Source organism: Lysobacter avium (assembly GCF_015209745.1).
GTDB lineage: Bacteria > Pseudomonadota > Gammaproteobacteria > Xanthomonadales > Xanthomonadaceae > Novilysobacter > Novilysobacter avium.
On record NZ_CP063657.1, the window covers coordinates 2,611,749 to 2,632,816 of the forward strand.

Genomic DNA, 21,068 nt, shown 5'->3' on the forward strand with positions numbered 1-21,068 from the left:
CGACGAATGACGCCCAGTCAGCGTGTGTTGTCGATGCATCCGGACCGCCGTTTTCAATGGCCATGGACCGGGCGATGGGCGCGCACCGCCATGACCACGCCCATCCCGGCCAGCAGCGACACCGCCGAGGTGCCGCCGTAGCTGAGCAGCGGCATCGGTACCCCGACCACCGGCAACATGCCGGCGACCATGCCGCCGTTGACCACCACGTAGACGAAGAACGCCAGCCCGAGCGCGCCAGTCAGCAGCCGCGAATACCCGTCCCGCGCCTGCGCCGATACCCACAGGCAGCGCCCGACCACGAACAGGTAAAGGCCCAGCGTGATTGCCACGCCGATCCAGCCGAACTCCTCGCTGAGGACGGCGAAGATGAAGTCGGTGGTGTGCTCGGGAATGTAGTTCAGGTGCGACTGGCTGCCATCGCCCCAGCCCTTGCCGGTCAGGCCGCCTCCGCCGATGGCAATCTTGGACTGGATGATGTTCCAGCCGGCGCCCAGCGGGTCGCGCTCGGGATCCAGGAACATCAGGATGCGGTCCTTCTGGTAGGGCCTGAACATCCAGAACCACGCCGCCGGCGCGGCCACGGCAATGCTCCCCGCCGCGGCGACGAACCACCACCACGACAGCCCGGCCAGGTAGAGCACGAACGCGCCGCTGATGCCGACCAGCAAGGCCGTGCCCAGGTCCGGTTGCAGCAGGACCAGTCCGGTCGGCAGCGCGATCAGGACCATCGCGACCACGGTGGCGCGGAAGGACGGCGGCAACGGCGCGCGGTTGAGTTGCCAGGCGACCATCATCGGCAGGCTCAGCTTGAGCACCTCGGCCGGCTGGAAGTAGAACACCCCCAGGTTGATCCAGTGCCCGCCGTGGCGGCCCTGGCCAATGAACAGGACGATCAGCAGCGGCACGATCGTCGCGGCGTAGGCCAGCGGCGTCCAGTTGCGCAGTTGCAGCGGCGATACCCGCGATAGCAGCCACATCACTCCCAGGCCGATGACGAAGCGCGAGGCCTGCGCCATCACCAGCGCCTCGGACTTGCCGCCGGCGCTGTAGAGCACGGCCAGGCCAATGCCCATCAGCGCCAGCAGGGCCGCCAGCAACAGCAGGTCCAGGGTGCGGGTGAATCGCGCGGCCATGTCCAGCAGCCAGCGCAGGATGGTCCTCATTGCGCCGGGTCCGTAGTGGAGTCAGCCGCGGCTTCGCCGGCGTCCGCGCCCGTTTCGGTCGCGGCTTCGGCATCCACCGCGTCCTGCGCCATCTCCACCGCGGCCTCCAGCGGGTCGGTCACCGCGTCGTCGGTCGGCTCCATGCCCTCGGGCATCTTGCCCAGCAACCAGGCGTCGAAAATCGTGCGGGCGATGGGCGCGGCCGCGCTGCCGCCGTAACCGCCATGCTCCACCACTACGGCGACCGCGATCTGGGGATCCTCGGCCGGCGCGTAGCCGGTGAACAGCGCGGTATGGCGCAGGTGGTAAGGCAGCGTGTGCGGGTTGAGGCTGACGTTGCCCTTGCGGCTGGAGCGCTGGGCGGTACCGGTCTTGCCCGCCATCGTGTACGACGCGCCAACCGCCATGCGACGGGCGGTGCCGCCTGGTCCGTTGACCGTGGCGATCATGCCCTCCTGCACCGCGCGCAGGTTGGCCGGCTTGTCGGTGATGCGGTGGCTGGGCGTGGGCGGCAGGTCCTGCCACGGCGACTCGTAGCCGTCGCGGCGCGACTGCAGCAGGCGCAGCTCGTGCAGGTCACCGCCGTTGGCGACCGCCGCGGTGGAGCGGGCGATCTGCAAGGCGGTGGCGATCCAGTAGCCCTGCCCGATCCCGGAGATCACCGTCTCGCCCGGATACCAGGACTCCCTGCTGATGGTGCGCTTGTACTCGCGCGAGGGCACCACGCCGGCGTTCTCGCCCAGCAGGTCGATGCCGCTCTTCTCGCCGAACCCATAGAGATGCATGTACTCGGAGAGCCGGTCGATGCCCATGTCCAGGGCGAGCTTGTAGTAGTAGGTGTTGACCGAGCGGGAGATCGAATCGCGCAGGTCGGTCCAGCCGTGGCCGCCGCCGGAGGCATCGCGGTAGCCACGCGCCTGACCGGGGATGCGGAACTCGCCGGTGGAGAGGATGCGGTCGGACGGCGTGCGCAATCCGCTGTCGAGCCCGGCCAGCGCCATGACTGGCTTGATCGTCGAACCCGGCGGGCCGCCGCCGAGCACATTGCGGTTGAACAGCGGGCGCGAGGGATTGTTGATCAGGCCGTTGTAGTCGGCGTGGGAGATGCCGTTGACGAACAGGTTGGTGTCATACGAGGGCAGGCTGACCATCGCCAGCACCTGGCCGGTTTTGGTGTCCACCGCGATCGCCGAGCCGTCGGCATCGCCAAACGCGGCCACCATCGCCCGCTGCAGATCCAGGTCCACCGACAGGCGCAGGTCCGCGCCGGGCACCGCCGGCACCCGGCCGACGATCCGCATCGGCCGGCCGTCGACGTTGGTCTCGACCTTCTCGTAACCCAGCTTGCCGCGCAGCGCTTCCTCATAGGAGCGCTCCAGCCCGGTCTTGCCGGTGTGGCTGAAGACGCTGCCGGCCTCGCCCATCTCGGCCAGGTCGGCCTCATCGATGCGGCCGACGTAGCCGATCACGTGAGCGAACAGCTCGCCGTGCAGGTAGCGCCGCTGCAGGTAGGAGACCACCTCCACGCCGGGGTACTTCCACCGGTCCACGGCCAGCCGCGCCAGTTCGTCGGGCTTCACCCGCAGCTTGAGGATGATCGGCTTGTAGCTGCGGGTGACCTTGCGCGCGGCCAGGAAGTCGTCGATCTCCTGCTCGGACAGGTCGATGATGCCGGCCAGTCCGGGCAGCCAGTCTTCCGGGTCACCGGCTTCGCGCGGGGTGACCTCCAGGCGGAACGCGGGCACGTTGTCGGCCAGGATGCGGCCCTTGCGGTCGTAGATCAGGCCGCGACCGGGCACCACCGGGCGCAGCTTGATCCGGTTCTGCTCCGCACGCGTCGCGTACTCGTCGTGATGCCAGACCTGCAGGCGGTAGTAGCCCAGCGCCAGTCCCGACAGCACCAGGGTCACGCCGATAAAAGCAATGATCACGCGGGTGCGAAAGTGGCGGACTTCGGCCGCGGCGTCCTTGAGCACGCGCCGTGGGCGGCGCCGGATCGGGCGCATCGCTCAGCTCCTGCGCCAGCTGCCCAGACGCAGCGCGTCCAGCAGCAGGAACACCGGCGGCCACAGCGCCATCCCGGTCAGCGGGGCCAGCCAGAACATCGCCGGCAGCGAGGGAATGCCGAGGGCCACGTGTACCGCGGCGACCACGATGCGGTCATTCAACAGCAGGCCGCCGATCGCCAGCGCCTGCTGCCACAGCGGAAAGAAGCGCAGGCGCGCGCGGAATCGCTGGATGATGAAGGTCATCACCACCAGCCGCAGTGCCTGCTCGCCGAGCAGGCCGCCGAAGGTGATGTCGGCCAGCACGCCGGCAAGGAATGCGAATCCCAGCCCCACGCGCTCGGGATCCTCGATCACCCAGTAGGCGACCACCAGGGCCAGCCAGTACGGGCGCAGGCCCTGCAACAGCAGCGGCAGCGGCAACAGCCCCAGCAAAAGGGCGGCGACGATGCTGGCCGGCAGCAGCCACGGCTGGTAGCGGCGGGTCATCGCCGGTCACCGGAGGCGGGGGCGGTCGCCGGTACGGGCAGCGCGTCCGGGGCGGCCTTCTGTGCAGCGTCCGCGGTGCCGTGCGCGGCGCCAGGAGCAGCGTCCGGCGCTTCTTCCGCATCGCCGTCCAGCGAATCGCTTCCGGCCGCTGCCGATCGCTCGTCCGGACCGCCGCGCAGCAGGAGGACGTCGCGGCCACGGTCCAGCTGCGCTGCCGGCATCACCTCGCCGATCAGGAACGCGCGGCTGTCATCGGGCTGCAACGACACGATCGTCCCCACCGGGAAGCCGGCGACGAAGCGCCCGCCAAGCCCGGAGGTCAGCAGGCGGTCACCGACCTTGACGTCGCTGGACAGGGGGATGCTGTGCAGGCGCAGCATGTCGCTGCGTCCCTCGCCGTAGGCCACCAGGCGAACGCCGTTGCGCTCGATCGCCACCGGCACCGCGTGGGCCGCGTCGGTGACCAGCAGCACGGTGGACACCGCCGGCTGCACGTCGATGATCTGGCCCAGCAGGCCGCCGGCGTCGATCACGCTCTGGCCCGGTCGGACCGACTCGTTGCTGCCCGCGCCCAGCACCAGGCGTTGCCTCGTGGGGTCCAGGTCGATGTCCAGGATCGGCGCCAGCTGCACGTCGAGCTGGTTGTTGTGGGCCGCATCGAGCAGCCCGCGCAGGCGCGTGTTGTCGGAGGCAAGCGTCTGCAGCCGGGCCATGCGGGCGCTGTTGACCAGCAGCTCATTGCGCAGGCGGCGATTGTCCTCGGCCAGCTGGCTCAGGGTGCCGGCGTCGTCGTACAGGCGGGTGATCGCCCGACCCGGCCAGCCCGCGGCGATCCACAGCGGCTGCACCAGCAAGGTGGCATGCCCTCGGGCCTGGTTCAGCCAGCCGCCACGGTGGTCCAGCACGATCAGCACCACCGCCAGCGCCAGGTAGGCCGACAGCCACAGCGTTGCGGACACGTCGCCTGGACGGTTCGGAGTCGAAGGGCTGGCGTAGGAGCGCAATGGAAGGGAAACCGGCTGATCTGGCGTGGCGGACCGTCAATGGTGGCACAGGCCGCCGGCCCACCCGCCGCGGCATGCTTCGGTGTCGCGGCAATCAGGCGCGGCACAACGCCGTGACGGTCACCGCATCGCCATTACTCGGGAGCGAAAAACTCGTTGCCGTGCATGTCCAGCAGGTCCAGCGCGCGACCGCCGCCACGGGCGACGCAGGTCAGCGGGTCCTCGGCGACCTGCACGTGGACGCCGGTCTCCTCGCTCACCAGCCGGTCAAAGTCGGCCAGCAACGCACCGCCGCCGGTCAGCACGATGCCGCGCTCGGCGACGTCCGCACCCAGCTCCGGCGGGGTCTGCTCCAGGGCCAGCTTGATCGCGGTGACGATGCCGGCCAGCGGCTCGTGCAGCGCCTCCAGCACTTCGTTGGCGGTGATGGTGATCATCTTCGGCACGCCCTCGGCGAGGTTGCGCCCGGTGATCTCCATGCTGGTGTTCTCTTCCTGCTGGTAGGCGCAGCCCAGCGTTTCCTTGATCCGCTCGGCCGTGGCCTCGCCGATCAGGGTGCCGTAGGTGCGGCGGACGTAGGCGATGATCGCCTCGTCAAACCGGTCGCCGCCGATACGCACTGACGCGGCATAGACGATGCCGTTGAGCGCGATGACCGCCACTTCGGTGGTGCCGCCGCCGATATCCACGACCATCGAACCGCGCGCCTCGGCGACCGGCATGCCGGCGCCGATCGCCGCCGCCATCGGCTCCTCGATCAAATAGACCTCGCGGGCACCGGCCTCCTCGGCCGATTCCTTGATCGCGCGCCGCTCGACCTGGGTCGAGCCGCACGGCACGCACACCAGCACCCGCGGGCTGGGCCGCAGGAAACGCGACTTGTGCGCCTTGCGGATGAAATGCTTGAGCATTTCCTCGGTGTAGGTGAAGTCGGCGATGACGCCGTCCTTCATCGGCCGGATCGTGGTGATGTGGCCCGGCGTGCGGCCGAGCATCAGCTTGGCCTCCATGCCGACCGCCGCGACGGTGCGGTTGCCGCCGACCACGCGATCCTGGCGCACCGCGACCACCGATGGCTCGTTCAGCACGATTCCCTGGCCGCGGACGTAGATCAACGTGTTTGCCGTGCCCAGATCGATGGACAGGTCGTTGGAAAACATGCCGCGAAACTTCTTGAACATCGTCGATTGGGCCGTGGGAGGGGTGCCGGAAGCGGCCGACAAGACTAGCAACCGCCCCCTTGCCGGGCAAGGAGAAATGGCGTAACCCGTCGCTAATGGGCGTTTTTGGTCGCCCACCGCGGCGGCGACCCGATGCCCCGCGCGGAAGGTCCGCGACCGGGGCCGCAACGGCGCCCGGCTGGCCGCGACCCCGGCCAGCGGATATTCTATGCGGTGCGCACCAAGCGGTGACCTGCGCCCCCCCCACCCATCGTCAAACCACGCTCCCGCCAGGACCACGCCGGCGGAGCTCCCCGGAGTGCGATTACCGATGTCAGCCCTGATCTGCGGCTCGCTGGCCTACGACACCATCATGGTGTTCCCTGACCAGTTCAAGAACCACATCCTCCCGGACAAGGTGCACATCCTGAACGTCTCCTTCCTGGTGCCGCGAATGCGCCGCGAGTTCGGCGGCTGCGCGGGCAACATCGCCTACAACCTCAAATTGCTGGGCGGCGACCCGATCCCGATGGCGACCGTCGGCCAGGATTTCGGACCGTACCGCGAGTGGTTCGAGCAGCAGCAGATCCGCCTCGACCACGTCAAGGTGATCGACGAGCTGTTCACCCCGCAGGCGTTCATCACCACCGACCACGACAACAACCAGATCACCGCCTTCCACCCCGGCGCGATGATGCGCTCCTACGAAAACCACGTGCGCGATGTACCCGGCGTCACCATCGGCATCGTCAGCCCGGACGGTTACGAGGGGATGATCCAGAACGCCAACGAGTTCGCCGAGGCCGGCATTCCCTTCATCTTTGATCCCGGCCAGGCGATGCCGCTGTTCAACGGCGAGGAACTGCGCGCCTTCATCGAGCAGGCCGACTACGTGACCGTCAACGATTACGAGTCCAACCTGCTGCAGGAGCGCACCGGCTGGGACGAGGCGACCATCGCCAGCAAGGTCAAGGCCTACATCGCAACCCGCGGCCCCAAGGGCGTGATGATCCACGCCGACGGCGAGGTGTTCGACGTCGCCCCCGCGCACGAGAGCCGCATCACCGACCCGACCGGCTGTGGCGACGCGTTTCGCGCCGGGCTGATCTTCGGCATCCAGAAGGGCTACGACTGGCCGACCATCGGCCGCATCGGCAACCTGATGGGCGCGCTGAAGGTCGAGCATCCCGGCACCCAGAACCAGCGCTTCGACTACGACGAGTTCGCCGAACAGTTTGTGCAGCAGTTCGGGTACGCGCTGTAGCAGCACGCTGACGGCGCATGCGAATCGACCGGTTTCCAGTGCGGTTAGCACTGCTTGCCGCAGTGACGCTGGCGCTGGCGGGCTGTGGAATCCGGCAACTGGCGCGCGCCGAGGCCCTGGTGCCGGATCACGGTGGGCACGCCGTCAGGGTGCTGACGATCGGCAATGTGGGGCTCTACGACTTCATGTCGGTACTGCCCGGCGGCGCAGGTGATCGTTGTCCGTTGGCTGAAGCCAGCTCCAAAAGGATCACGGTTGGCGGCTGCGGCAACGATGCGCGGGAGATGCTGCCCTGGCTTGAGGCCTTGCTGCCTGCGATCGAGGCCTACCTTCCGGAGATTCACGTATCCCGGCTGCGGGTTTCCCTGCACCGGCCCGGCTCCAGGGTGCTGAAGAGGGGATGGCGATCGTCCGCACTGGACAACATGACGGTGGCGATGTCATTTCGCTACGCGCCGGGGAGCGAGCGACATGCGAGATACGCGGTGCGCGTCCTGGCGCACGAGCTGACCCATGTCGCGCACAAGCGCAGACCCCTCCAGGGCGAATCAGAAGAGTATTTCGGCGCCCTCGCCGAATCCTGCGTCGAGTACGCCGGATTCGGGTCCACGTCTGGCTACGCGTTCGAAACCGACGTGAAGGCAACGATCTCCGACGACTTTAACGACGCGCAACGGGAATCAGCGACGGAGGCCCAGCGCGCCTACAGGTCGGTCATCGAATTTGCGGGGGATGACGGAACCGTCCGTCAGCCCAATACGGCTTTTGAGGCATTTTGTACTGCAAGCATTGGAGTCAGCAAGGCATGAGCATCGCGGTGGTCGCAACAAAGGCAAACTGCGCGACGCAACTCCGACGACCCGGCAGTTAGTTCCAGCCCGGCATCCGCTCCGGATCGAGCCCGCCGACCTCGAATGACGCGGTGCGTTTGCCGCCAGCTTTGACCGGGAACTCGATGCTGAGCACGCGCGCCTGTTTGGCCAGCTTCCACAGGGTCTTCTCGTCCTCGACGAACATCGCTATCGCATCGTCGGTGTGGGGGCGGCTGCCGGCCATGGAGCGCGGCTTTTCTTCGTCGACGGTGACGGCGAGCTTGCAGCCCTTGTAGCAGTCGAAGTCACCGGCCTCCAGGACGAGGTAGCTGCTGCGGCCCCACTCGGGGTGGTCGCGGAAGATCAATCGCACCGGCCGGGCTGAAGTGCCGTCGGTTTCGACGTTTTCACGCGCGTAGATCGCCGCCGACAGCTGCTCCTTCTTGCCGACCGGCTGGCTCTGGTAGGTCCATAACCCGGTCAGCCGTCGGGTCTCGCGTATCTCATTGGCTTTTGCCGCCGCCTCCTCGTGCCGACCGGCGATGCGTTCGGCGGCCGCGCTGTCGGGGTATTCGGCGATCAGCACGTCACCGTGCGCCTTGGCCAGGTCCCACTTGCCGGCATCGAACTGGGCGTCGAACTCGGCCGCCATCGCCTCGGCCTGGCGGTCCAGCGCGGCGGCCTGCTCGGCGCGGGCGATCTCGGGATCCGGCTCGGGCTTGCACCCGCCCAGGAGCACCGCGCACGTCAGGGCGACGAGCATCGGCAATCCGCGCGTCAGTTGTGGACCGGATTGCGGTGGGTGGTCGGCGGGCTCGAAGGGCTTACAGGTCATTGCGTGGTTCTCTTTCAGTTCAGGACTCAAGCGTGCCTGATTTTCAGTCGGTCTTCCCGCGTTGCCGTGTGGGTCCATGGCGTCCATGGGGTCTTTGGTCGGGCTCTGGCGGGAGAGCCGGGGGTGAACGCCCTTGCGGCGAATGTCCCCCGGCACCGATGAAACCGGTGCCTCCTCCTTTATTTCGCCGCAAGGGCATTCACCCCCGTCATTGCGAGAACGCGGTGGTTGCAGGAGCGAGAATCCACCAGTTCCGGCGCGGTCTGTATGCCTTCCGGGCGAAATAAAGGAGGAGGCCTGCGCCGCAGGCGGAGGCCGGGGGACATTCGCCCGGAAGACATGCAGATCACGCCCCGAAATCCATCCAGATGAGCGCGGATACGAAAGCCGGAAGCCGGATACAACGCGACCGCCCGGAGGCGGCCGCGAAGAAGACGTCCAATCAACTGAGCGATCAGTCGACCGGCTTGGTCACCGACTTGTCGCCCTTGGCCTCGGCGATGACGGCATCCACCGAACCGGTGGTGATCGGATGGTAGCCGGGACGTGCCTGGGCGAGCACCTTCTCGGCCATTGCCAGGCCTTCCGGAGTCTTCACCAGCTCGGCGTAGGTCGGCATGATCAGCTTGCGGCGGCCGACGCGCTCCAGGAACGCGGCAATCGCGTCATTGGCTTGCGGATAGCCGCTACGCACGGTCAGCGGGTACCAGCGCATCGCGATCTCGCCGTTGGGGGTGCCGGTGAACTTGTAGGCGGCGTCCAGCGCGGCCAGCTGCTCGTGGCTCAGCGTCTGCGGCATGCCTTCCAGGAAGTGCAGCCACTCCTGCGTGCTCCACTTGGCGGTGACGTCGCTGGCCGGCAGGGTGCCGTCGTCCAGCCAGGCCTTGCGCACGGTGTCGACCGCGTCGAACTGCGGCGACCTGGTCACCGGCGCGGACTCGGGGATCCCCTGGCCGTAGATCCACTCGTCCAGCTCGGCCTCGGTGACTTTGCCGGGGTGCTTGGCCAGCAGGTTGTCCTTGGCGTACTGGATGAAGGTCGTGGTCGGGATCGACTGGAACGCGAAATGGTCGAAGTAGCCGCGCAGGAACGGGTCGAAGTCCTCGCGGCCGAAGCGGTGCTCCAGGAACATCATGAACCAGGCGCCCTTGTCGTAAGCGACCTCGGTCAGGGTGTCGCCGGCCTTGACGTGGATGTCGGGGCGGATCGCCAGCGCCTGCGCCTGCGGCTCCATGTCGCCGATGGTCTTGCGCAGCTCGTTCTGGGCGATCGCCGCTTCCATGTTGGCGAAGTCCTTGCCGTACAGCGACTCGATGATGCGGTTCTCGACGTAACTGGTGATGCCCTCGTTCATCCACTGGTCTTTCGGGCTGGAGAAGGTCACCAGGTTGCCGGCCCAGCTGTGCGCCAGCTCGTGGGCGATCAGCGAGACCAGCGACTTGTCGCCCACGATCACGGTCGGGGTGGCGAAGGTCAGGCGCGGGTTTTCCATGCCGCCGTAGGGGAAGGACGGCGGCAGCACGAGGATGTCGTAGCGGCCCCAGCGGTACGGGCCGTACATCGCCTCGGTGGCCTCGATCATCTTCTCGGTGTCGGCGAACTCGGCGGTGGCCTTGTCGACCATGGCCGGCTCGGCCCACACGCCGCTGCGATCGGAGATCGGCTTGAACTCCAGGTCGCCGGCGGCGATGGCCAGCAGGTAGGACGGGATCGCCTGCGGCATGGCGAAGGTGTAGTCGCCGTCACGCTCCGCCTTGGGATCGTTGTCGGCGCTCATCAGCACCATCACGTCCTTGGGGCTGGTCACGTGCGCGCTGTAGGTGAAGCGCACGCGCGGCGTGTCTTGCAGCGGCACCCAGGAGCGGGCGTGGATCTGCTGCGACTGGCTGAACATGAAGGGCTGCTTGCCGCCCTCGGTCATCGCCGGGGTCAGCCACTGCAGGCCCGATGCGTCCGGCGAGGTGCGGTAGGTCACGCGCACGCGCTTGTTGCGGTCGGGCACCTGGATGGTCAGCTTGCTGCCCAGGCGCTTGTCGGCATCGGCCAGCTCGTACTTGAGGTCGGTCCACTTGTCGTCGCTGCGCTCACCGACCACCTTCTCGATGGTCAGGTCGCGGGTGTCGAGCACCAGTTCGTTGGCGTCATCGGCGACCCAGTCCAGGTCGTAGGTGGCGCTGCCGCTGATTTCCCTGGCGTCGAAGTCGACGTTGAGGGCGAGCGCGAGGTCCTTGATGCGGACCTTGTCGGGCTCGGCGTAGGACAGCGAGTCGTACTCGGCGGGTGCGGCGGTGGCCACATCGCCATCGGGTTTGGCGGCCGTATCCGCGGCCGGCGCGTTGTCGCGCGAGCAGCCGCCCAGTACCACGGCGGCGGCAAAAAACAGGGTCAGGATCGAGGAGCGCATGGGCAGGCCCGGGGTTGCAGGACAATCCCCGAGTGTAGCCGCGCCCGCGCGGGGCGCGAAGTGACTTCCGTCCTACACCTTGTAGCCGGTGTGGATGGCGACGATGCCGGCGGACATGTTGCGGTAGCTGCAGCGGGCGAAACCCGCGCGCTCCATCATCGCTTTGAGCTCGTCCTGCGGCGGGTGCTTGCGGATGCTCTCGGCCAGGTACTGGTAGCTGTCGGCATCCCTGGCGAACAGCTGGCCCAGGCGCGGCAGGATCTTGAAGGAGTGGAAGTCGTAGATCGGCTTGAACCACTCCGGCTTGACCTCGGAGAACTCCAGTACCCGCGCCTGGCCGCCGACCTTCAGCACGCGGTGCATCTCGGCCAGCGCCGCGTCCTTGTCGGTCACGTTGCGCAGGCCGAAGGCGATGGTGACCAGGTCGAAGCTCGCGTCCGGGAACGGCAGCTTCTCGGCATTCATCTGCACGTATTCAAAGCCGGCGACCTTGCCCTTGTCGGTCATCCGGTCGCGGCCGACGCGCAGCATCGCGCCGTTGATGTCGCCCAGCACGATCGAGCCGGTATCGCCGACGCGGTCCTTGAGCAGGAGCGCGATATCGCCGGTGCCGCCGGCCAGGTCCAGCACCCGGTCGCCGCGCTTGACCTGCGCGGTGGCGACGAAGAACCGCTTCCAGATCCGGTGGATGCCCATCGACATGAGGTCGTTCATCAGGTCGTAACTGCCGGCGACCGAGGAGAACACCTCCTCGACCAGCTTCTGCTTGTCTCGGGTGGGAACATCGCGGAAGCCGAAATGGGTCGTGCCGGCGGGACCGGCCTGCGGCGCCGGCGGCGCCGTGGACGCATCGGGCGCGCGAACGGTGTCGGCGGCGGTATCGGAGGCGTTATTCGGGTTTGGATCGTTCATGCGCCGATTATCGCACCGCCCCGCCGGCGTTGCGCTCACGTGCTCGACATCCCGCGTGGGCGCGGCGACGATCCCTCCACCCACCGCTACCGGCCGACCGATGATCAGCACCCCCGACTACCCCGCCCTGCTCGCCACCGCCGTCGCCGAAGCGCGCCAGGGCTTGGCCGAAGGCGGCATCCCGATCGGCGCCGCGCTGTACCACGCCGACGGCCGCCTGCTGGGCTGCGGCCACAACCGCCGCGTGCAGGACGGCGACCCGTCCAGCCACGGCGAGACGGACGCGTTTCGCAAGGCCGGACGCCAGCGCAATTACCGCGACACCATCATGGTCACGACCCTGGCGCCGTGCTGGTACTGCAGCGGCCTGATCCGGCAGTTCAATATCGGCACCGTGGTGGTTGGGGAATCGGAAACGTTCCGCGGCGGGATCGACTGGTTGCGGGAAAACGGCACGAAAGTCATCGATCTGGCGGATAGGAATTGCATGGAGATGATGCAGCGCTATATTGCGGCTAATCCTGAGGTTTGGGATGAGGATATTGGGGAGTGAGAGGACGTTTTCTACCCGAAACAGACGGCACTTTGTCTGAGACGGATTGATTAGGGTGAGGGGGCTCCCGCACATTGCGCCGGGTAACTGGAAATAGACACAAGGAATAGGCACCCATTTGGCGCCTGACAGGTGTTGAACACAGCTTTGGGAGTAGGTCGCGGACATGGATAAGACGCAAGCTGATGCGATTGCTCAGGCGATACTCGATCCTGAGCCACTTGCAAAAGAAGAATCCCGTCGGAAGCGAGCCCGTCAAGCGGAGAAGGTTGCAAGCCAAAGGCGGCAAGCTAAATTCGTCCTCGCAGGGTACGCGTTGGGTGCCGCAAGCGGCTACTTTATCTCCGGAAGAGTTGGCTCTTTTGGGCTATTGGGCGCGTTAGTTGGCATATTACTCAGCATCGTATTGAAGCGGTTCCATGAAAGCGCCGCTGTCTAGCTGGTCGCTCAGGCCCAGCTCGCGAAGTTTCATTTCCAAACAGATTCATGGTCCGGTTTCGATCAACAGCCGGCCAACTCGCTTGGGGGGCGGCCTAACTACGGTGTTAGAGGGACAACGTAACCATGTTGCAAAAAGCGTTTGGAATACTGGGATGCTTGCTCGGTCTAGGGCTGGCCTTTTCGCACGGCGGCCTAATGGGTGTCGGCATCATCGCTCTTTCGCTCGCTGTGTTTAATGGTCTCGCGCACGATGCCTGGATGAGTTTTGACATGAGCGGAGACGATGACTTTGGAGACGGATCAGACGGTGCTGACGGTGGTGGAGGAGATGGCGGAGGCGGCGGTGACTAGCGGCAGGCCCCTAAGAACTCGTTCAAGTTGAAACGGTAGTTCTTTCCGTCCAGTGGACCGGCGCCACGGCGGCTTCTGACCCCTGATACCTCAGCAGCGAGGCTTTTTTTGCTCAACGTCGGCGCCGGGTGCTCGGCGAGTGGGGTTCATAGTTGCCCGCAAGGGCGTGCAGCGGCTGCCGCTATCTATCGAACGTAGAATTGCTCTCTCCCCCCGCGGACATTTCCGATGATCAAACGGGTAGGCGGCGTCGCGGTCCAACCCAACCACCGGGCGTCCTGCCATTGCGGCGCGGTCGAGCTGGAGCTCGACCTCGCACACGGTATCGTCGATCCCCGTCGCTGCGACTGCTCCGTCTGCAGGCGCAAGGGCGCGATCGTTGCCTCGGTTGCCTTGGACGGGTTGCGTGTCACGCAGGGATCGGAGCAGCTGACGCTCTACCAGTTCAACACCCATACGGCGAAGCACTACTTCTGCCGGACCTGCGGCATCTACACGCATCACCAGCGCCGGTCCGATCCAACGCAGTACGGCTACAACGTCGGCTGCCTGGAGGGCATCAACCCGTTTGATCTGCCCGGCGTGGAGACCGAAGATGGTGTCCACCATCCGGCAGACCGATTTGACTAGCGAAATCCCGCTCCCGACCGCCCCCGCCGGCGACGCCCGTCGCCGACCGATCACGCGTGAAGACCTGATCGAGGCGGCGCTGGCGATCCTCGGGCCCAACCGCAGCGTCTCCACGCTCGGCCTGCGCGAGGTGGCGCGCGAGGCGAAGATCGCGCCTAACAGTTTCTACCGGCATTTCCGCGACATCGACGAGCTGGCCGTGGTGCTGATCGAGCGTGCGGGCACGTCCTTGCGCGCCATCATCGGGCGGGCGCGCAACCGTGCAGATCCCAACGGCGGCGTGGTGCGCAGTTCGGTGGAGGCGTTCTTCGAGCAACTGCGGGCGGACGACAAGCTGCTGCACCTCTTGCTACGCGAGGGCCTGGTGGGCTCGGATGCGTACAAGGAGGCAGTCGACCGGCAGTTGCGCTTCTTCGAGGAAGAGCTGCGGGTGGACCTGATCCGGCTATCCAAGCTCAACCGTGTGCCGATGCACGAGCCGGCCCTGGTGGCCCGGGCAATCACGCGGCTGGTGTTTGCCGTCGGTGGCAGCGCGATGGACCTGCCGCCGGAGCGCTACCCGCAGCAGATCGACGAGCTCACCACCATGGTGCGGATGATCGTCAATGGTGCCCAGGCGACGAACCTGGCGGGCAGATAACGGTCAGCGCAACAGCTCGGCGCGCTCGCGGCGAAGGCTGCGGATCCTTCGCAGCATCTGCCAGGTGCGCACGCCCAGATAGGGCAGATACAAGGCGCCTGCCAGCACGGTGCCGCTCTGCACCTTCTCAAGATGGATGCTCGGAATCAGCACCCACGCAAAGGCGACCATCACCAGCGCGATGGGCACGCCGGCCCAGTGCGTCGCCAGGATGAAGCGGGCGCGGCCAATCTCGGCGTCGATCAACCCCACCAGTCCGCGCTCGGGCGAGCCGAACAGGCGATAGCGCCGACGCAGCACGAGGTAGATCCCCTGGCAAGCGACCAACAGCACGCCGGCGACCACCAGCCAGCGGCGCATGCCGGGATCATCCACCCACGCCCACCCGATCATCGCCAGGGCAAGCGCGAACGCACCCAGCTCGCCAATCAGCCCAAGGTGCGTGCGGCGCGCATGGCGACGCAGCCGTTGCTGCAGGACTGCCGGATCGCCCACGCTCATCGAGTCCCATTGCGCGGCGAGCGCGTCCCATTCCTGATTGCTCATTTCGCGGCCTCCAGAAGCGTGCGCAGATGCTGTCGCGCCCGCGACAGGCGTTGATCGACGGTGTTGCCGGGCATGCCGAGGATCTCGGCGATCTCGCGATTGCTGAAGCCCTCCAGCACCAGCAGCACGCACTCGCGCTGGCCGACCGGCAGGTTGCGCACTGCCTGCAGCAAGTGCTGGCGGCGCTGCGATTGGCCGGCGTGCTCGTCGGGACGCGGGTCGTGGCTCTCAAAGCTGTCGTCGATGGCGTCCCCGTCGAAGCGGTTGGAGCGCTTGCGCACGTGATCCAGCGCAGCGAACTGCGCGGTACGCGCGACGAAGGCCTTCAGCGGGCCGTCGCCACGGAAGGCGGGAAGCGCCTTCCACACCGCCACCGACATCTCCTGGGCAAGGTCATCGCGCGCCGCGTTGGTGCGTGTGTAACCCGAGGCGATGCGGAACAGCATCGCGCCGTGCTCGCGCAGCACCGCATCGATATCGGTCACCGGCCGGGCCCGACTCATTCTGTCGCGCCCTGCCCGTGCGCCGCTGTTTGCGAGCTCCATGCACGCCTCGTTTGCATCCACATAGCCTTGTTAGACGTGGGCGTCGCAGGAAACCTGACAAGTCCGTCGCGGGAGCCCACGCGCGAACGCGCCATCAACTCGTGAACGTGCGCGTCTCCCCAGGAAAAAGCCCGCCGGTTGGCGGGCTTTCGGTCCAGCGATTTAGAGGATGTAGCGGCTCAGATCCGGATCCTTCACCAGCTCGCCGAGGTTGGCATCGACGTAGTTGCGGTCGATGGTGATCGCCTGGCCGTCGCGATCCGGCGCCTCGTAGCTGAGGGTATCCAGCAGGCGCTCCAGCACGGTGTGCAGGCGGCGGGCACCGATGTTTTCCTGGCGTTCGTTGACCAGCGCGGCGATCTCGGCGATGCGCTCGATGGCATCGTCGGTAAACGCCAGGCTGACGCCTTCGGTCTTCATCAGCTCGATGTACTGGACGGTCAGGGCCGCCTTGGGCTCGGTCAGGATGCGGATGAAGTCGCCCTTGGTCAGCGCCGACAGCTCGACCCGGATCGGGAAGCGGCCCTGCAGTTCCGGGATCAGGTCCGATGGCTTGGCCATGTGGAACGCGCCCGAGGCGATGAAGAGGATGTGGTCGGTCTTCACCGAGCCGTATTTGGTGCTGACGGTCGAGCCTTCCACCAGCGGCAGCAGGTCGCGCTGCACGCCTTCGCGGCTGACATCGCCGCCACCCACATTCTCTCCGCGCTTGGCAACCTTGTCGATCTCGTCCAGGAACACGATGCCGTGTTGCTCGCAGGCCTCGATCGCGGCTTCGCGGACCTCGTCCTCGTTGACGAGCTTGCCGGCCTCCTCTTCGATCAGCAGTGGGCGCGCGGTCTTGATGGTCATGGTCTTGGTGTTGGTCTTGCTGCTGCCCAGCTGGGAGAACATCTGCCGCAGCTGCTGGCCCATCTCCTCCATGCCCGGCGGCGCCATGATGTCCACGCCGCTGACGTTGACCGCGGTCTCGATATCGATCTGGCGCTCGTCCAGCTCGCCGGCGCGCAGCTGGCGACGCAGCTTGATGCGTGTCTCGGACTCCTGCGCCGACGGCTCCTCGGCCGCCGCCTTGGGATCGAAACCGATACCGCCGCCCAGCCCCTTGGTGCGCCTGGGCAGGAGCGCATCGAGGATGCGGTCCTCGGCGCGCTCTTCGGCCTCGGTGCGGACCTTCTGCTTGGCCTGCTCGCGATACAGCTTGACCGCGGTATCGGCCAGGTCGCGGATGATCTGCTCCACGTCCTTGCCCACGTAGCCGACCTCGGTGAAGCGCGTCGCCTCGACCTTCACGAACGGCGCGTTGGCCAGGGTCGCCAGGCGCCGCGCGATCTCGGTCTTGCCCACGCCGGTCGGGCCGATCATCAGGATGTTCTTGGGCATGACCTCGTTGCGCAGGTCGTCGGCGAGCATGCTGCGACGCCAGCGGTTGCGCAGCGCGATGGCCACGGCGCGCTTGGCGTCCTGCTGGCCGATGATGTGGGTATCGAGCGACTGTACGATCTCGCGCGGCGTCATCGTCGCGCTGGTGTGGTTGAACTTCATGCTTACAGCTCCTCAACCACGACGTTGCGGTTGGTGTAGATGCACACGTCGCCGGCGATGTTGATCGCCTCGGTGGCGATGGTGCGGGCGTCCAGTTCGGTGTGGGCGTACAGCGCGCGGGCGGCGGACAGGGCGTACATGCCGCCCGAGCCGATGGCGATGATGCCGTCGTCGGGCTCGATGACGTCGCCGGTACCGCTGATGATCAGGGAGGTTTCCTTGTCGGCCACCGCGAGCAGCGCCTCGAGCTTCCCGAAGCGGCGCTCGGTGCGCCAGTCCTTGGCCATCTCGACGGCGGCGCGGGTCAGCTGGCCGTGTTTCTCGAGCTTCGCTTCGAAGACTTCAAACAGGGTGAACGCATCGGCGGCGGCGCCGGCGAACCCGGCGATGACCTGCTCGTCGCGGCCGAGGCGGCGGATCTTGCGGGCGTTGGACTTCATCACCGTGTTGCCCAGGGTGACCTGGCCGTCACCGGCGATGGCGACGCGGCCGTTGCGGCGCACCGAGACAATGGTGGTGGCGTGGAAGACGGTGGGGTTCTGGCTGGGATCCATGTGGGCTCCGTGGTCGAACCTCATGGATGGGGGTCGCGCGGCGCTGTTCAAGCGCTGCGGGCTGAATGGTGGGGATGCGCGGGGGCGGCTGCCGGGTACCGTTTCCAGTCGCTCCACGAAATTCGCTTTGTGGAAACGGCACCCGGCAGCCGCTCTCGGAGGCCACGGTGATCTGGTGGGGCAAGCAAGAGCACGGCGCGCAAGCGTGTATCTCTTCGGTGACAAATAGCGCCACGTGCTCGACGACTCACAACCCACGTTTTGCGACGAGGCAAGATGCGATGTGCAATGCGATTACCTAGGATGCGGCGCACTCCAACAACCCGCGGTCATCGGCGCCTGCCAAAGCCAGACGCGAGTGAACGCGAACGCAGGAAGCAAGGCCGCTCGCCCCCAAGTCACGGCGTAAACCGTTGGGCGGGGCGCGGGATCCGGTTCAACCAAGCGAATATCGTGGAGCGACTTGAACCGGGTCCCGCGCCCCGCCCGCTCGTGCTTTAAACCCAACCCCCTCAATCTTTCGAAGGCGGTCTCCGTTTGGCACGAGGGTGAGCCGCGTCGTACACCGTCGCCAGGTGCTGGAAGTCGAGGTGGGTGTAGATCTGCGTGGTGGCGATGTCCGCGTGGCCAAGCAGCTCCTGCACGCCGCGCAGGTCGCCGGAGGACTCCAGGATGTGGCTGGCGAAGCTGTGGCGGAGCAGGTGCGGGTGGACGGCTTTGGTCAGGCCCTGGCGCTGGGCCAGTTGGCGTAGCCGGTATTGCACCGCGCGCGGGGTAATCGGGCCGTTGCGGCCGGGGAAGACCGGGCTGTCATTGCCGGCGCCGGTCGAGCCGCGCCACTCGGCCAAGGCGGCGCGGGCGTAGGACCCCAGCGGCACGCTGCGTTGGCGGCTGCCCTTGCCGAGCACGGTCACCAAGCCGTCGTCGAGTTCCAGGTCGCGCCAATGCAGGGCGCACAGCTCCGACAGGCGCAGGCCGGAGGAATAGAACAGCTCCAGCAGGGCGCGGTCGCGCAGGCCGAGCGGCGCGTCGGTGGGGATCTCGACCAGCACTTTGACCTCGTCGGCGTCCAGGACCTGCGGCAGCTTCCGCGGCGCGCGCGGGGCGCGGATGGCGGCGGCGGGGCTGGCGGTGATGCGGCCGTGGCGCAGGAGCCACGCGTAGAAGCTGCGGCAGGCGGACAAGCGGCGCTGCAGGCTCTTGGGCGCGAGTCCGCGGCGGTGTTGGTCGGCGATAAAGCTGCGCAGGGAGTCGGCCTCCAGCCCGACCAGGTCGAGTGCCTGCCCGGCGGCCCACTGCGCCAGCGCGGTCAGGTCGCGGCGGTAGGCATCCAGCGTATGCGCGGAGACTGCACGTTCAACCTGCAGATGGTCCAGGAACTGGGCGACCGCGGGATCAAGCGGCGCAGCCGGCGCAGCCGCCGGAGCACCGGAATCAGCGGGCATACCTCGCCAGCGCTGTTTCCAGCGCCTCGCCCATCATCTGCAGGAACAGCGTGCCCATGCCCGGAAAGAACCGGTTGGGATCGCGGCTGCCCACCGCTACCAGGCCCAGCGCGGGCAGCGGCAGCAATGCGGTCGACTGCACCTGGTCGGCGTTGTCGCCGTAGAGCAGCGCGTGCTTTTCCGGCTGCAGGCGGCCGCATAGGGGCTCGCCGTCGGCCAGGCAATCGCGGAACGGCTGCAGGCGCGCGTCGTCGCGCTTGACCACCTGCAGCCACTCGTTCTCGTCCAGACCGTCGATGGGCTCGAACAGGACCAGTTGCACCAGGTCGCCGTTGAAGTCCTCCGCCAGCGTCGCCGCCATTGCGCGCACGGTGTCGGCCGCGGTGTCCTGGCGCATCAGGGCCAAGGCCAGCTGATGGGTCCGCACCGCCAGCCGCTCGTTTTCCTCGGCGTTGGCGAACAGCTCGCGCAGGCGCTTGGACAGTTCCCGATTCTTGTCGCGCAGCACCTCCAGCTGGTAGCTGGCCAGCGAGGCGGCCGAGCCCTCCTCGCGCGGGACCACCAGGCTGACCGACAGGTCGGGGAACTGCTGCAGGAAGGTTGGATGGCGGCGCAGCCAGGCGGCGACCTCGTGCGCACCCAGGGTTTCGGTGGTCTCGCTCATGCGTTCCATTCTCCTTCAAATACGAATTCGGCCGCGCCGGTCATTACCACCGGCTGGTCGTCGGCGGGCCAGCTGATCTGCAGGTCGCCGCCGGGCAGGGAGACCTGCACGTCGCGATCGACCAGGCCGCGACGGGCGAGGATGGCGACGGCCGCGCACGCGCCGCTGCCGCAGGCCAGGGTTTCACCGACGCCGCGCTCGTACACGCGCAGGCGGATGCGGTCGCGGCCAAGGATCTGGGCGAAGCCGACATTGACCGATTCGGGAAACGCCGGGTGGTCCTGCAATCCAGGACCGGCCATCTCCATGTCAGCGGCGTCGATGTCCTCAACCTCGATCAGCGCATGCGGATTGCCCATCGATACCGCGCCCACCGGCATGATGCTGCCGCGCACCGGCAGCACGTAGGGATCGCGCGGAGCGTCGAAGCCTTCCATGGGAATGCGTGCCGGCTCGAACTCCGGCACGCCCATGTCGACGCGGTAGCGGCCATCCTGGAGGCTGTGCACCGTGTGGGCACCGATCGGGCTGTCGAGCTGGAAGTCGCCTGACGCCGGTGCGCTGCCGTCGCGCACCAGCCAGGCGGCGACGCAACGGGCGCCGTTGCCGCATTGCTGCGAGGTCGAGCCGTCCGCGTTCCAGATGCGGTAGCTGGCGATGGCGGCCGCGGTGCGCGGCGCCTCGATGGTCAGGATCTGGTCGCAGCCCACGCCGTGGTGGCGATGGGCGATGGCGCGGCACAGATCCGGTTCGGGTGCGTGGCGGTCACCGCGCAGGTCCAGCACGACGAAGTCGTTGCCGGCGCCGTGCATCTTGCTGAAAGGCAGGGCGGAACTGGATCCGGTCCGCGCTGCTTCAGTCATTCCCGTCGTCGTCACCGCCCACCTCGGGGATCGGGTCGGCACCGAGTTCTTCGATCGTATCGTCGGTCGTGGCGTCGTCATCGACCGGGGTATCGGCAGGAGCGGCCTGGGGGAGGACCAAGGGGCCGGTGTTGCCGCAACCGGCAACCGCCAGCGGCAGGGCAATGACGAGGGCGAGCAGGCGAATCGGGAGTCGTGCGTTCATCGCCGCAGTGTAACGGCGCCAGCGGGCAAGGCGA

At 67.1% G+C, this 21,068-nt stretch carries 21 protein-coding genes; 5 read left to right on the forward strand and 16 right to left on the reverse strand.

Annotated elements, in window-relative coordinates; all coding sequences use genetic code 11:
• Positions 1-53 precede the first annotated feature (53 nt).
• From rodA to INQ42_RS11710, 5 genes are all read right to left on the reverse strand, one after another.
• Entirely contained in the window at positions 54-1,166 is a 1,113-nt protein-coding gene (gene rodA / locus INQ42_RS11690; protein ID WP_194034425.1) for a rod shape-determining protein RodA, read from the reverse strand.
• Positions 1,163-3,172: a penicillin-binding protein 2 gene (mrdA, locus tag INQ42_RS11695; protein ID WP_194034426.1), complete on the reverse strand. Its 2,010-nt coding sequence runs from the start codon at positions 3,170-3,172 to the stop codon at positions 1,163-1,165. Before mrdA ends, rodA begins: the two co-directional genes overlap by 4 nt.
• Positions 3,173-3,175: 3 nt before the next feature.
• Positions 3,176-3,661: a rod shape-determining protein MreD gene (gene mreD / locus INQ42_RS11700; protein ID WP_193984803.1), complete on the reverse strand. Its 486-nt coding sequence runs from the start codon at positions 3,659-3,661 to the stop codon at positions 3,176-3,178.
• Complete coding sequence (gene mreC, locus INQ42_RS11705; RefSeq protein WP_343224910.1) at positions 3,658-4,620, reverse strand: rod shape-determining protein MreC; 963 nt, start codon at positions 4,618-4,620, stop codon at positions 3,658-3,660. Before mreC ends, mreD begins: the two co-directional genes overlap by 4 nt.
• A 179-nt stretch (positions 4,621-4,799) precedes the next feature.
• The gene (locus INQ42_RS11710; protein WP_043957283.1) at positions 4,800-5,846 is read right to left on the reverse strand and encodes a rod shape-determining protein; all 1,047 of its coding nucleotides are present in this window, start codon (positions 5,844-5,846) and stop codon (positions 4,800-4,802) included.
• Between the two features lie 310 nt (positions 5,847-6,156).
• Between INQ42_RS11710 and INQ42_RS11715 the strand changes: the two genes are divergently transcribed.
• Together INQ42_RS11715 and INQ42_RS11720 are read left to right on the forward strand one after the other, a co-directional pair.
• Positions 6,157-7,089 (forward strand): carbohydrate kinase family protein, encoded by a 933-nt coding sequence (locus INQ42_RS11715; protein ID WP_194034428.1) that lies wholly within the window; start codon positions 6,157-6,159, stop codon positions 7,087-7,089.
• A gap of 17 nt (positions 7,090-7,106) precedes the next feature.
• A complete protein-coding gene (locus tag INQ42_RS11720) occupies positions 7,107-7,898 on the forward strand; it encodes a hypothetical protein (protein WP_194034429.1) in 792 nt (263 codons plus the stop codon).
• Positions 7,899-7,956: 58 nt separating this feature from the next.
• Here INQ42_RS11720 and INQ42_RS11725 read toward each other — a convergent pair whose 3' ends face one another.
• From INQ42_RS11725 to ubiE, 3 genes are all read right to left on the reverse strand, one after another.
• The gene (locus tag INQ42_RS11725) at positions 7,957-8,664 is read right to left on the reverse strand and encodes a hypothetical protein (protein WP_194035883.1); all 708 of its coding nucleotides are present in this window, start codon (positions 8,662-8,664) and stop codon (positions 7,957-7,959) included.
• A gap of 526 nt (positions 8,665-9,190) precedes the next feature.
• Positions 9,191-11,140, reverse strand: coding sequence for a M1 family metallopeptidase (locus INQ42_RS11730; RefSeq protein ID WP_194034430.1), 1,950 nt, complete (start codon positions 11,138-11,140; stop codon positions 9,191-9,193).
• 72 nt (positions 11,141-11,212) lie between these two features.
• Complete coding sequence (gene ubiE, locus INQ42_RS11735) at positions 11,213-12,052, reverse strand: bifunctional demethylmenaquinone methyltransferase/2-methoxy-6-polyprenyl-1,4-benzoquinol methylase UbiE (RefSeq protein ID WP_194034431.1); 840 nt, start codon at positions 12,050-12,052, stop codon at positions 11,213-11,215.
• 100 nt (positions 12,053-12,152) lie between these two features.
• Here ubiE and INQ42_RS11740 point away from each other — a divergent pair, with 100 nt between their 5' ends.
• From INQ42_RS11740 to fabR, 3 genes are all read left to right on the forward strand, one after another.
• Positions 12,153-12,605, forward strand: a complete 453-nt coding sequence (locus tag INQ42_RS11740) for a nucleoside deaminase (protein WP_194034432.1) — start codon at positions 12,153-12,155, stop codon at positions 12,603-12,605.
• A gap of 1,020 nt (positions 12,606-13,625) precedes the next feature.
• On the forward strand, positions 13,626-14,027 hold the full coding sequence (locus INQ42_RS11745; protein WP_194034433.1) for a GFA family protein: 402 nt from the start codon (positions 13,626-13,628) through the stop codon (positions 14,025-14,027).
• On the forward strand, positions 13,993-14,667 hold the full coding sequence (gene fabR, locus INQ42_RS11750; protein WP_194034434.1) for an HTH-type transcriptional repressor FabR: 675 nt from the start codon (positions 13,993-13,995) through the stop codon (positions 14,665-14,667). The genes INQ42_RS11745 and fabR overlap by 35 nt, the downstream gene beginning before the upstream one ends.
• A 3-nt stretch (positions 14,668-14,670) precedes the next feature.
• Here fabR and INQ42_RS11755 read toward each other — a convergent pair whose 3' ends face one another.
• The 8 genes from INQ42_RS11755 to lptM all read right to left on the reverse strand — a co-directional run bounded on the left by INQ42_RS11755 (position 14,671) and on the right by lptM (position 21,034).
• The gene (locus tag INQ42_RS11755) at positions 14,671-15,213 is read right to left on the reverse strand and encodes a hypothetical protein (protein WP_194034435.1); all 543 of its coding nucleotides are present in this window, start codon (positions 15,211-15,213) and stop codon (positions 14,671-14,673) included.
• A complete protein-coding gene (locus tag INQ42_RS11760; protein WP_194034436.1) occupies positions 15,210-15,716 on the reverse strand; it encodes an RNA polymerase sigma factor in 507 nt (168 codons plus the stop codon). Before INQ42_RS11760 ends, INQ42_RS11755 begins: the two co-directional genes overlap by 4 nt.
• A gap of 204 nt (positions 15,717-15,920) precedes the next feature.
• On the reverse strand, positions 15,921-17,303 hold the full coding sequence (gene hslU, locus INQ42_RS11765; RefSeq protein ID WP_228064366.1) for an ATP-dependent protease ATPase subunit HslU: 1,383 nt from the start codon (positions 17,301-17,303) through the stop codon (positions 15,921-15,923).
• A 2-nt stretch (positions 17,304-17,305) separates the two neighbouring features.
• Positions 17,306-17,857, reverse strand: coding sequence for an ATP-dependent protease subunit HslV (hslV, locus tag INQ42_RS11770; RefSeq protein WP_194034437.1), 552 nt, complete (start codon positions 17,855-17,857; stop codon positions 17,306-17,308).
• A 512-nt stretch (positions 17,858-18,369) separates the two neighbouring features.
• Entirely contained in the window at positions 18,370-19,302 is a 933-nt protein-coding gene (xerC, locus tag INQ42_RS11775) for a tyrosine recombinase XerC (protein ID WP_194034438.1), read from the reverse strand.
• A complete protein-coding gene (locus tag INQ42_RS11780) occupies positions 19,292-19,966 on the reverse strand; it encodes a DUF484 family protein (protein WP_194034439.1) in 675 nt (224 codons plus the stop codon). Before INQ42_RS11780 ends, xerC begins: the two co-directional genes overlap by 11 nt.
• Positions 19,963-20,829 (reverse strand): diaminopimelate epimerase, encoded by an 867-nt coding sequence (dapF, locus tag INQ42_RS11785; RefSeq protein ID WP_194034440.1) that lies wholly within the window; start codon positions 20,827-20,829, stop codon positions 19,963-19,965. The genes INQ42_RS11780 and dapF overlap by 4 nt, the downstream gene beginning before the upstream one ends.
• Positions 20,822-21,034: an LPS translocon maturation chaperone LptM gene (gene lptM / locus INQ42_RS11790; protein ID WP_194034441.1), complete on the reverse strand. Its 213-nt coding sequence runs from the start codon at positions 21,032-21,034 to the stop codon at positions 20,822-20,824. The genes dapF and lptM overlap by 8 nt, the downstream gene beginning before the upstream one ends.
• Positions 21,035-21,068 lie beyond the last annotated feature (34 nt).

Coding starts and splice junctions, on each gene's coding strand:
- INQ42_RS11730 (WP_194034430.1), bottom strand. CDS start 11,140: ATGCGCTCCTCGATCCTGACCCTGTTTTTTGCCGCCGCCGTGGTACTG.
- INQ42_RS11710 (WP_043957283.1), bottom strand. CDS start 5,846: ATGTTCAAGAAGTTTCGCGGCATGTTTTCCAACGACCTGTCCATCGAT.
- hslU (WP_228064366.1), bottom strand. CDS start 17,303: ATGAAGTTCAACCACACCAGCGCGACGATGACGCCGCGCGAGATCGTA.
- dapF (WP_194034440.1), bottom strand. CDS start 20,829: ATGACTGAAGCAGCGCGGACCGGATCCAGTTCCGCCCTGCCTTTCAGC.
- INQ42_RS11755 (WP_194034435.1), bottom strand. CDS start 15,213: ATGAGCAATCAGGAATGGGACGCGCTCGCCGCGCAATGGGACTCGATG.
- INQ42_RS11740 (WP_194034432.1), top strand. CDS start 12,153: ATGATCAGCACCCCCGACTACCCCGCCCTGCTCGCCACCGCCGTCGCC.
- rodA (WP_194034425.1), bottom strand. CDS start 1,166: ATGAGGACCATCCTGCGCTGGCTGCTGGACATGGCCGCGCGATTCACC.
- lptM (WP_194034441.1), bottom strand. CDS start 21,034: ATGAACGCACGACTCCCGATTCGCCTGCTCGCCCTCGTCATTGCCCTG.
- INQ42_RS11780 (WP_194034439.1), bottom strand. CDS start 19,966: ATGAGCGAGACCACCGAAACCCTGGGTGCGCACGAGGTCGCCGCCTGG.
- mreD (WP_193984803.1), bottom strand. CDS start 3,661: ATGACCCGCCGCTACCAGCCGTGGCTGCTGCCGGCCAGCATCGTCGCC.
- INQ42_RS11745 (WP_194034433.1), top strand. CDS start 13,626: ATGATCAAACGGGTAGGCGGCGTCGCGGTCCAACCCAACCACCGGGCG.
- xerC (WP_194034438.1), bottom strand. CDS start 19,302: ATGCCCGCTGATTCCGGTGCTCCGGCGGCTGCGCCGGCTGCGCCGCTT.
- ubiE (WP_194034431.1), bottom strand. CDS start 12,052: ATGAACGATCCAAACCCGAATAACGCCTCCGATACCGCCGCCGACACC.
- INQ42_RS11720 (WP_194034429.1), top strand. CDS start 7,107: ATGCGAATCGACCGGTTTCCAGTGCGGTTAGCACTGCTTGCCGCAGTG.
- mrdA (WP_194034426.1), bottom strand. CDS start 3,172: ATGCGCCCGATCCGGCGCCGCCCACGGCGCGTGCTCAAGGACGCCGCG.
- INQ42_RS11715 (WP_194034428.1), top strand. CDS start 6,157: ATGTCAGCCCTGATCTGCGGCTCGCTGGCCTACGACACCATCATGGTG.
- hslV (WP_194034437.1), bottom strand. CDS start 17,857: ATGGATCCCAGCCAGAACCCCACCGTCTTCCACGCCACCACCATTGTC.
- INQ42_RS11725 (WP_194035883.1), bottom strand. CDS start 8,664: ATGCTCGTCGCCCTGACGTGCGCGGTGCTCCTGGGCGGGTGCAAGCCC.
- fabR (WP_194034434.1), top strand. CDS start 13,993: ATGGTGTCCACCATCCGGCAGACCGATTTGACTAGCGAAATCCCGCTC.
- INQ42_RS11760 (WP_194034436.1), bottom strand. CDS start 15,716: ATGAGTCGGGCCCGGCCGGTGACCGATATCGATGCGGTGCTGCGCGAG.